At 63.0% G+C, this 600-nt stretch carries 2 protein-coding genes; both read left to right on the forward strand.

Features of this window, described 5'->3' with window-relative positions; genetic code table 11:
* On the forward strand, nucleotides 1-363 hold a 363-nt coding region (locus AC1DT3_RS23575; RefSeq protein WP_477467569.1), incomplete at its 5' end, for a glycosyltransferase family protein.
* The coding region (locus AC1DT3_RS23580; RefSeq protein WP_477467570.1) for a lipid-A-disaccharide synthase N-terminal domain-containing protein at nucleotides 363-600 on the forward strand (238 nt) is incomplete at its 3' end. The genes AC1DT3_RS23575 and AC1DT3_RS23580, both read left to right, overlap by 1 nt.

Raw genomic sequence — 600 nt, forward strand, 5'->3', positions numbered from 1 at the left:
GGCCAGCGCGTCGGACGCAAGGATGGCGCCTCGAAGAAGTGGCAGTCCCGAGTTGCCAACACCGTCCGCGGCTGGATGCTGAACGACGGCACCCGCGATACCGGCTGCGGCCTGAAGGCGTTTCGTCGCGACGTCTATCTCGCCTTGCCTTATTTCGATGCACTTCACCGCTTCATGCCGGCGCTGGTGAAGCGGGAGGGCTTCAAGGTCGCCCATGTGGACGTGGTCGACCGGCCGCGCCACGCGGGCACTTCGAAATACGGCCTGTTCGACCGGCTCTGGGTCGGGATTCTTGATCTCGTCGGCGTGTGGTGGCTGATCCGCCGCCGCCGGCGCGTACCGAATGCGCAGGAGATCGTGTGATGCTGATGCGCTTGTCTCACGACCTGGGTTTGTACTTCTACGACATCGTCGTGGCGCGCTTCGATTTCTGGGCGGCGTTCGGCGTCTTGGCGCAACTGATCTTCGGCGCGCGTTTCATCATCCAATGGATCGCAAGCGAGAAAGCCGAAAAGAGCGTCATTCCGATGGGCTTCTGGTTCCTCTCCATCGGCGGCGGCCTGATGACATTGGTCTACGGCTTCGCCCGCCGGGACATCG

This window comes from Microvirga sp. P4_G7, from assembly GCF_056401005.1.